The sequence below is a fragment of the Edaphobacter sp. genome (genome assembly GCF_035532915.1).
GTDB lineage: Bacteria > Acidobacteriota > Terriglobia > Terriglobales > Acidobacteriaceae > Edaphobacter.
The window spans coordinates 1-10,019 of the sequence record NZ_DATKQC010000340.1 but is presented as its reverse complement, the minus strand read 5'-3'; the positions used below and the strand labels follow the sequence as shown (position 1 = coordinate 10,019).

The 10,019-nt window shown below is 57.2% G+C and carries 5 protein-coding genes and 1 pseudogene; 2 read left to right on the top strand and 4 right to left on the bottom strand.

Translation table 11 applies throughout. The annotated features are described in order from the left end of the window. The 3 genes from pgaB to VMU57_RS16240 all read right to left on the bottom strand — a co-directional run. A partial coding sequence (gene pgaB / locus VMU57_RS16250) for a poly-beta-1,6-N-acetyl-D-glucosamine N-deacetylase PgaB (protein WP_325385286.1) occupies nucleotides 1-1,484 on the bottom strand: 1,484 nt, incomplete at its 3' end. After that, on the bottom strand, nucleotides 1,481-4,060 hold the full coding sequence (gene pgaA, locus VMU57_RS16245; RefSeq protein ID WP_325385284.1) for a poly-beta-1,6 N-acetyl-D-glucosamine export porin PgaA: 2,580 nt from the start codon (nucleotides 4,058-4,060) through the stop codon (nucleotides 1,481-1,483). The genes pgaA and pgaB, both read right to left, overlap by 4 nt. A 454-nt stretch (nucleotides 4,061-4,514) precedes the next feature. Further along, nucleotides 4,515-4,712, bottom strand: a complete 198-nt coding sequence (locus VMU57_RS16240) for a hypothetical protein (protein WP_325385282.1) — start codon at nucleotides 4,710-4,712, stop codon at nucleotides 4,515-4,517. Between VMU57_RS16240 and VMU57_RS23115 the strand changes: the two genes are divergently transcribed. Both VMU57_RS23115 and VMU57_RS16235 read left to right on the top strand, forming a co-directional pair. After that, on the top strand, nucleotides 4,618-4,872 hold the full coding sequence (locus VMU57_RS23115) for a helix-turn-helix domain-containing protein (protein WP_414648665.1): 255 nt from the start codon (nucleotides 4,618-4,620) through the stop codon (nucleotides 4,870-4,872). The genes VMU57_RS16240 and VMU57_RS23115 overlap by 95 nt on opposite strands. Beyond that, a pseudogene (locus VMU57_RS16235) lies at nucleotides 4,869-5,759 on the top strand (IS4 family transposase); the annotation flags it as partial. The gene VMU57_RS23115 and the pseudogene VMU57_RS16235, both read left to right, overlap by 4 nt. Nucleotides 5,760-6,221: 462 nt before the next feature. On the opposite strand, the gene VMU57_RS16230 reads toward VMU57_RS16235, so the two are convergent. Further along, on the bottom strand, nucleotides 6,222-9,341 hold the full coding sequence (locus tag VMU57_RS16230; RefSeq protein WP_325385280.1) for an EAL domain-containing protein: 3,120 nt from the start codon (nucleotides 9,339-9,341) through the stop codon (nucleotides 6,222-6,224). Between the last annotated feature and the right edge of the window lie 678 nt (nucleotides 9,342-10,019).

The following is a 10,019-nucleotide window of genomic DNA, read 5'->3' as shown; positions in this document are numbered from 1 at the left end:
ATCAAAGCGGCTGTGCGCTCCGGGCCTGGAGGCGGCGCCTGCGGGCCCAGGTCATCCGTGTTCCTCAGAAAGGCGTCGTCATTAAACAGAATGCCGGCCACCGGGGCTGAACGCCCGAGGTCCTCATAAAGAGAGCCAATGATTCGGCGGCTCTCCGGGAGGAATGGATTTAACCGCACCGGAAGTTCGGAGGGCGCACCGGATTTGGATTTGATTTGCAAGCGCGCCTGGACTGACCTGTCGGGAAGTTGCCATGCAAGCACCGGCATCCATGCGTAGACCTGCACGCCGCAGCGGGTGCGCAGTTGCCAGGCCGCCCGCGAAAACAGATCGGCCCGCATGGGCAGTTCGCCATTGGGAAAATAGACGGAACTGGCGGCGCCGCTGCCTGTGGGGTCGGCAAAAGCCTGCAGCCATACCTGAGTGACATTCAGTTTTTTAACCCGATCCAACAACAGGCCCAGATTCCGGTTCTGCTGCGCTGGATCCGGATCGTAGACGTAATCCAGGTCCACCTGAACGGCGCGGATGTTGCTCTTCAGGTCCAGATGGACGAGCGACCACGCCAGAGCTTCGGCATTCGGATTCGACATGAGAACCAGACGCGGGATTGCATTCAGGCCCGTCTCCCCGAAAGGTTTGGTAGGGGAAACGACCGGCAACCCGAGCGTGAACGTGACCGCCATGCCGAGCGAAGCAGCGATCGCGTCACTGCTTTGCGTGTATTGTCCATACGGCCACATAATGGCGCGGGGAGTTCGACCCAGGTGTTCCCGAATTTCCTCGGAATTTCGGGCGAGATCGGCGCGAATACGGGCGGCGTATTCCTGGTCCGTTTCATAACGGCGGGTCTGCGCATTATAAGCATGGATCACGGCCGCGGGGATCACATTGCCTTCCGGATTGGCCAAAATGCCGCGGTGCAGGTCGTAGGTGTGAGAAGCAATCTCTACCAGTCCGCTGTCCTGCATTTCACGCAGTTCACTCCAGGTTGCGAAGTCGGCACGCGTGAACGGTCTGGGGCCGTAATCTACCTGGCCATCGGCCGCCAGGTCGGCCCAGGCACCCACCACAGCAACGACTGCCGGGTAGCGATATGCCTTGAGAAGCGGTAGGACATTCGTATACACGCTGTGCAAGCCATCGTCGAAGGTTAACAATACAGCCTTGTCGGGCAGCTTCTTATGTCCGGTTCGCGCATCGATCAACTGCTGTAAATCGATGACGTGGTATCCGTGAGCGCGCAGCCAATCGAAATGCGAAGCCAGGTTTCGCGTGCTGATGGCGTATTGATCGGCATCCAGATGCGCGTCCATGCCGGGTGTAATCTCGGCCGGCTGGCCGGCAATCCGCGGCGAGCCTATGGGAGTGCCGCCAACGTTGTTCCGGACGTCGTGATAACAGAGCACAATCACATCCGCCGACTGCGCATAAGCGCCGGCGAATGAAATCAGCAGAGAGCCAATCAGCAGCAGCCGCTTCATTGGCTCCCCCAGGTCAAGCCGAAGTTGACTGCGGTATAAGGCTCATTGCTGCCATCGTAGGGCTGGCTGTTCCAGACCGCTTCGCCAACAAAACCAAGTCGCTTGCGTAACGTCCAGTGCGCGCCGTAGCTTGCCGAAATGGCGCTGCCAATCCCATAGTTCTCCTGCCAATAGGGCGCGGAATACAGACTCACCTCCTGATGAAAGCTGCTGTCGTAGTGCCGCCACGTCAACCAGTTCAGAGTGCCGCGAGGCCCTAGCGAGAAATCATGCTTGGGATTGAAATAAACCCGGTTCTCGTCTCTCGAATTGGCGGACGCCCACTCTTCCGCGCGTAAATTGAATTGGAGTCGCGGAGTGGTCCATACGCGTCCGTCCAGTGCCCCGGAGATCGCGGCGCGCTGGTTGCCGTCGGAGAAAAGGACCCGTTGCAGCCCGACATTCGCGGAGAGCAGCTCACTTGCCCGCCAGCCAAGGTCAAGGTCCACGCTGCGGGCACGAACTTTCCCCAGCACCGCGATCAACTGGACATCGGAAATGCTGTCACTGTCGCCCTGTGCGCGGAAGCTCCAATGGTCGCCAAGGCTGAACTGGGCGCCAACGTCTCCAGCGGCGACCGTCCCAGTCGTACCGGTGTCACCCGCAATTTCTCCCCACGCCATTTGGCGGTCATAGTTGTAGGTCACGCCCAGGCCCGCCCGCGTGCGAGAGGCAAAGCCTGCCGCAAAATTGCCGCTGTCGCTCAACTCGTGCGCGTAAAGACGCCAGCGATTGTCCGCCAGCGGCGTGTAAAGATGAGCTTCCGAATGCTGGTCTGTGGAGCCGATAAAGCGACCGCTCGACCACTCATACGCGCCGACCCCATCCAGTTGCCAGCCGCGTTCAATGGCGCGATCGCGCAGGAAACGGTCGACGGCCAGAGTGTTTCCCTCACGTTGCAGCAAAGGCGCTATCAACCTGTCCGCATCATCGCGGTCGCCCGCGCCATCCAGAATCTCAACCTGCTCCAATGAAGGACGTTCGTCTTTCTCCGCGTAGCTATCGGCGATGCGCTCCTCTTCGATGGCGCGCAATTTCCATCCGCGGTCGAGATAGTTCATGGCCAGCGCCCGCCGCAACTCGATATTGGCCGGTGCCAGAGCGCTCATGGCCGTCAATCGGCGTTGCTCCTCCTCCAACAGACCGGCGTACCCGCGCATCTCGGCAGCTTGCAGCCCCAGATCCGTGTGCAGGCTGTTGTTTTGGGGAACTTTCAGGTTGCGCGCGCCAATCCATACCGGAGAGTCGGCATACGCCTGGTCGATCGTGAGAAAGGCGGCATGGATGTTTTCATTCTCGAATTGTGCGTATGCAAGGCCGCTCCATGCCTCGCCATCGTCCGGTGAATGTTGGACAAGAGCGCCATAGATGCGTTCCGCGTGGCGAGGCTGGCGTAGCCCTAGATAAGCACCGGCAACGGCCCGCAGCGCATAGGGCGGCAGCGCAATTCCCAGCCGGCTCAGACGCTCGTAGGATCGCGTTAGGTCGCGCATACGGCCCAGCTCGAAAAGCGCCAGAATCCGATCGTATTGTGCCCGTTTCCACGTCGTGTCCTTGGCCGAGGACGCTGCGATCACTCCGTCCAACAGCGCCAGCGCCTGGCTCGCTTCGTCCTTTCGTTGCGTCCACGGCGAACGATAGACTTCCGTCCACCGTAGATTTTCTGCCGCTGCGCCGGCATTCAATACGCGAGTTTCGAGGGAGACTGGCCGATCGCAAAGATCCAACGCATATGTTTCTCCACCCGCTCTGGACAACGACTGCGCCAATTGACACTGTATTTCATAGTTCTTTGGTACCTGATCCAAACGGGCTTCGTACATTGAAAGAGCGCACGCGAAGTTGGATTGGCGTTCGCATAAATATGCCTGGCCCAGCTCCACGTCCTTTTCCTTGCCATGGTCACGGAACAAAGGCCGCATCAAACTGGAGGCTGGACTGTACTCGCCCAGATCGATAAGAACCATGGCCTGACCTAAACGAGCCTGCCAGAGTTCGGGAGCCAGAGATTCGGCGCGACGATATAAGTTGAGCGCGCGCGAGTATTCATGCAGATTACGCGCCGAATGGGCTGCGGCCTCGGCTACATTCGCATCATCTTTCGGCGTCTTCGGGCGTGCATAAAGTTCCAGCACATACGCATCGTCGCCTGCCCAGCCGGCCACGATCACCGTGTCTGCCAGCAGGCGGGAATCGTTTGGATGCTCTTGTACAAGCGACTGCAGGGCGTTCAGGCCGCCCGTTGTGTTCCCCGCGCGCGCCTCGGCGACGGCCGCTTCCCGCTCCGCCCGCGGCGCGTCGGAAGCATTCGCTAAGAGGGTACCCGTCGATAGCGTTATCGCAACCCCTAAAAGCAATGCGAACCTCAAGATCGGCGCAGCTGCGAAAGCGCCGCCGTGATCTGGATCGAACAGGGTCGAGGAAGGCACTCCGGGCATCGCGGACATGGGTTGGCTTCGTCGTCCCGCAAAAACAACAAGAAGCACGCCTTCGCGGTCGGTAACTTCATTCATAAGTTTTAGGTAAAAGTAATTCATTATGTCATCCGGCCAGAAGAATTAACACAAAAATTCATGGATAGGCCGGGAAAGGAAACAATATAGTAACCGCCGCGCCGGACCTGTCGCCGATGAGACATCGGGAAAATGGAAAGGGAGCACCGACCGGAGTTCGTCGCCAGATTCCATGCCGGATCTTCCCGAGGGGAAAGACGCGGACGCGACATGCCTCATAGTCGTGTCGTCGACGCTTCGGATGAGGCATGGGCAGAGTGCCGCTTGCCGGCAGATATCTCTCAACCCACAGGTCATGATTCAAACGGCAATCATTGGAGCTATGGAAACTATACAGCCGTGCATTAAGGAGGGGACATCATGTGACGCTGGAGCATTGGCAAACCGCCAGTTTGCACTGAGAGAATGTCCCTTTACTTATGCGCGTCCATATAGGTGTAGTGTCTCGTGCAGTACTATACGGTCGAGCGTAAACCTGCTATGCATGATGCATGGCGGGAATCAGCGCGGCATTGGCGGTAACGTCGGAGGATAGAGCGAAGTTGGAGCGACTGGTCCGCTGCGGCAAGACAGAGCAGCGGGTGGCGTTTCGCAGCCGGATTATATTGAAGGCGGCAGAAGGCTGGAGCAACAGCGCGATTGCCGAAGCGCTGGGCACGTCGCGTCCCACGGTCATCGACTGGCGCAAGCGTTATGACGCGGAAGGCATGGCGGGGCTCAGCCCGCAAGTCCCGTTATGGCTATGTTTTCCGGCTGATTTAGGGTGTCCACGATTTGAATTGCGTGGCGCTCCTTTGCGATGCTTTCGGGATTCCACGACCGGGAGTGCCGCATGAATGTGGGCAAGAGACGCTGTTTGCGCAGGTGATGGAGTTTGTGCCGTGGAAAACCTTTGCACGCATCATCGAACGGCACAAGGGCGATGCGGGTGTGCGCACGCTGGGCTGCGCCGATCTGTTTCGAATCATGGCCTTCTCGCAACTCACCTGGCGCGAGTCGTTGCGCGACATTGAGGTTTGCCTGGAGGCCAATCATGCCAAACTGTTTCACATGGGGATTGCCACGCCGCCCGCCCGCTCCACGCTGGCCGATGCACTGAACCTGCGCGACTGGCACATCTACCGTGCACTGGCCCAGCGACTGATCGCTCATGCTAGGGCACTGTACGCGCAAGATGCCTCGGTGCTGGACTTCGACGCGAGCGTTTATGGCGCTTGACTCAACCACTATCGACTTATGCCTGAGTTTGTTCGACTGGGCGACGTTTCGATCCACCAAAGCGGCCATCAAGTTACACACCCTGCTGGATCTGCGCGGCGCAATTCCCGCCTTCATTCACATCAGTGACGGGAAACTGCACGATGTAAACGTCCTCGACATTCTTCTCGTGGAGGCGGGCAGTTTCTACATCATGGATCGGGGATACCTGGACTTCGTGCGGCTGTATGCGATGCATCAGGCCGGAGCCTTCTTCGTCACCCGCGCCAAGGAGGGTATGGATGCGCGGCGCGTGTATTCGCATCCTGTTGACCGCGGCAGTGGCATCATCTGCGATCAACGCGCCATGCTCAACGGCTTTTATTCGGCCAAGAACTACCCCGAGCATCTTCGCCGCATTCGCTTCAAGGACCCAGAAACAGGCAGGGCGCTGGTGTTTCTGACCAACATCACCACGCTCCCTTCCCTGACGATTGCCACGCTATACAAGAACGGGTGGTATGTCGGCGTGTCCAGCCAAGGGCACATTAACCAGCCGGTGAAAGTCCGGCCGAGGCTAACAGACTCAAGCCTTGTAGCGTGGGAGGCGTCGTGGAGCGAAAGCGAGACGATGAAGCCCTCCGACAACATGCTCAGAAAGGAGTATGCGCAACTCACTAGGTTGCAACGTACAGTGACCGCCGTTCTTTGTAGTCCAACAACGTGTCCACAGAAACTGAGGTGCGCTTGGAGGCGGTGGCGGGCTGCGATCTCTCACCGTAGCGGAAGAGCGCGATCTTTTCGGCTTTGGCATCCATGGAACTTCTCCCATGGGTAAACATCAGCCGGTCGCGGCGGCGGCCCCAGACAAAAGCTTTGGGTGCGCTCCTCAGGCGGGCGGTGCCTGAGCGGACCGCCGGTGGCCCTTACACTGATCTCAGGCGCCTTCGCGCACATCTCTCCGCCGCCTGCGAACTCAATCTGAGAATTAAGATACGTTTGCCCTGCTGTGGTTGGTGCCTCGCAGCAAGTCGGCTACGGCGTCAACCGTTAAAGGCTGGCTGAAATAGTAGCCTTGAATCTCGTCACAATGATGTGCCCGCAGGAACGACATTTGGGCTTCGTCTTCGACGCCTTCCGCAATCACCTTGAGATGCAGGTGTTTTGCCATACTGATGATTGCGGTTGTGATCGCCGCGTTATCAGGATCCACGGCGATATCCCGAACAAACGAAGAGTCGATTTTGAGCTTGCTCACCGGAAAATGTTTCAAGTAGCTAAGGCTGGAATAGCCAGTCCCAAAGTCGTCAATTGTTAGCTTCAACCCGATGGCTTTTAATTCCTGAAAAACCGAGAGCATCACGTGTTCATTCGATAGCAGGAGACTTTCCGTCAGCTCCAGTTCGAGGTATTGGGAAGCGAGGCCAGTCTCCCGGAGCACACTGCCGATGAGTTTGCTGAAGTCCTCTTGGCGAAACTGTACCGCTGAAATATTTACGGCCACCGGCACTGCGAGAAGCCCTTCGTCCTGCCATTTTCTGGCTTGAGAGCAGGCAGTCCTGAACACCCATTCACCGATTGGCATGATCAGGCCGCTGTTCTCTGCAATTTGTATGAACTTATCCGATGGCACGAGGCCCAATTCTGGGTGTTGCCAGCGGAGGAGAGCTTCCAGCCCAATGATTCTTCCAGTGCCAATATCCATCTGCGGTTGATACACCAGAAAGAGTTCATTCTTGTCGAGTGCCAGTCGCAAACTGTTTTCCAATGTCAATCGTTCCACGATCTGAGCGTTCATGTCCTCGGTAAAGAACCGAAAGTTGTTACGTCCTTGATCTTTGGCGCAATACATGGCCACATCCGCATGTTTGATCAGGGTTTCGCCGTCCGCACCATGTTCAGGGAAGATACTGATGCCGAGGCTGCAAGTAATTCTGACTGCGTGACCTGGAACGACGAATTCAGCGGTCATTGTATCCATCAGCCGCTGAGCGGCAACTGCTACGTCGGAGACATCCTCTACGCGGGTAAGCACGACAACGAATTCATCTCCGCTTATCCGGGCCACCGTGTCTTGTTCACGCACCCATCCCTTAAAGCGTTCTGCAACGCCTTGCAGGAGAAGATCGCCGATCGGGTGCCCGAACGAGTCGTTGATATCTTTGAACTGGTCGAGATCGAGAAACAGAAGCGCAACTTTGTCTTTTTGCCGACGGGCACTGGCGAGTGCCTTTGTTAATCGATCCAGAAGAAGAGTTCGGTTGGGGAGCCCCGTAAGAGCATCGTAATAGGCTGAGTATTGGATCTTCTCTTCGGCGACTTTGCGGTCCGTGATGTCTGCAACTGTGCCTTCGTAATACAGCGTAGCTCCGCTGGAGTTGCGGATCACGCGCGCGTTCTCCAGCAACCACAGTTTGCTGCCGTCCTTCCGATAGGCTTGATACTCGAGGTTATGCACACTCCCTTTCTCCTCTAGCTGACGATTGAACAGCTCGCGCTGGCTCGAATCTACGTACCCATGGTGGGCAACATCGGTGAGGCCGGCCATCAACTCTGCCGGGGAGTCGTACCCAAAGATCTGGGCCAGCGCCGGGTTCGCGCTCAGGAGTCTTCCGTCCGGGGCCTTCTGGAAGATGCCGATCACGGCCTCTTCGAAGATCCGCCGATACTTCTCCTCCGCGTTGCGGAGTACCTCTTCCATCCGCTCGCGTTCGGAGATGTCACGGGCGGTGCAGACTACGTAGCTGCGGTCAATGTGGAGCAATCTCATACTCACCTCCACCGGGAACGTTGAACCGTCCTTCCGCCGGTGGAGACCCTTAAAGATTCCGAATCCTGACTTCCGCAATTCATCAAACACTTTTGTGCGCCCAGGTTCGCTGACTGTGGGATCGATATCGTAAACGCTCATGTGCAGAATTTCTTCGCGAGTGTAGCCCAGACTCGTACAGGCCTTCTCATTCACATCGAGGAAGCGCATCGTTTCCGGATCAACAATCTGAAGGATATCGTTGGATTGATCGACCAACGTTCGGAAGAGCTTCAGAAATTTCTCGGCCTGCTTGCGCTCGGTGATGTCTTCAAGGAGTACCAATAAATGAGGTTCATCTTCATAAGCAAAGGGTATGAGACGTGCGTTGACCCAAAACTCTTGGTCGAAGGTGCTGGTCATGTGGACCTCGCCATGGCAAGGCGCACCAGTTGCCAGCGCTTCCTCTGCTAAGGTCAGCAATCCGGAGCGCCGCCAGGACTCCAAGTGGCGAAAATTCTGTCTCCTTACCTGCTCAACGCTGGCACCGACCAGTTGGGTGCTGACAGGGTTGGCGGCCACCGCCTCACCGGAGGCTTTGTAGGTGATGATGCCTATCGGCGATGTGTCTAATATCTTTTGCGCGTAGCGCAAGGCATTGGCCATTTTCTTTTCCGCCTGGTTGCGCCCGGTGACATCGCGTGTGACTTTGGCGAAGCCCTGCAGTTGTCCGGTCTCGTCGTGCAGCGCCGTGATAATCACGTTAGCCCAGAACAGGGAACCGTCCTTGCGCACCCGCCAGCCCTCTTCCTCGAACCGCCCCTCGCGCGCGGCTATGTCCAGACCCTTTGCCGGGGTGCCGCGCGCGACATCCTCCTCCGAGTAGAAGCGCGAGAAGTGCTGGCCGACGATCCCGTCCGCGCGATAACCCTTGAGTCGTTCGGCACCCGCGTTCCAACTGACCACATGCCCACTCAAGTCCAGCATGAATATGGCATAGTCGGTGATGCTCTCGATCAGCATCACGCTTTTCTCTTCCGCCTTGTCAATTGTTCGAGGAGGGGCTTGCTCCCAGGGGCAGCGCTCTCCCTCCATCCTGTGAACCGCTACTTGTGGTTTATCGAGGGTTTTGGAGCCGCCTATCCTCACAACCTTGAACCGGGCTCGCTTCTCTTCGTATTGAATCTCGATCAGGTCTCCAGATTTCAGTTCATGATTAATTCCCGATAGGAGTGCTCCACTGCAACTTATGTTTCGTGCAACGGCGTCCTGCACGAACTGCACTCCCTGGGCAGTAAACCCCGATATATGCACGGGAAACTCGATCTGGATACGGCTCTTTTGGCGACGTTTGACCATGGACCTCCTGATGAGCCAATTTCCAGGAGTGCGTCGGAAATATGGTTCAGGGTTGGAATCAATAGCTTACAGCAAGAAGATGCCAGACTTGACAAGATCGCGCAGGTATCTTTTCAGATGGAAGAAGCACTTACAACGGCTTCCACGTCGCCGGTTTCTTCTCCTATGAATGCGGTGATCACTTCGAGCAATTTGCTGGCACCTGCCCCAGATTGCAGGAGCTTCCGCCTGCATCGCTTGGGTCTACAAGCGGCCTCTGATCTTTGATCACGCGCAAGGGCGTTTCCAGGGGGTGGATCCGCTACAGTTGCTGGAGAGGAGTCGGCAGAAGAATACGGACCCTATTTCAGATCGTGTGGCCCTTGGCATCACGCACGACGCATATTGCGCCAGCGTTCTGAAGATCAAAGAGTACATCGCGGCAGGCGACACCTGTCAAGTCAAGTCAATTTCACCGACCAGGTATCACTCCACACACAGAATCCGGCAGCCGTCGTTTTTGAATCACTGAGCCTCTTGCAGTGTGCCAGGAAAGCGCGATGCTGTATCTGAGATGGTGGTAGGTCCACCGGAATCGGCCTACAGGGGCTGATTTCAAACTGCCGCATGCGGCTGAGTTGGTGACGGCGAGGTCGTGAACGATGTGGTTAAAAGGCGGTATCAAAACCGTCAAGTACG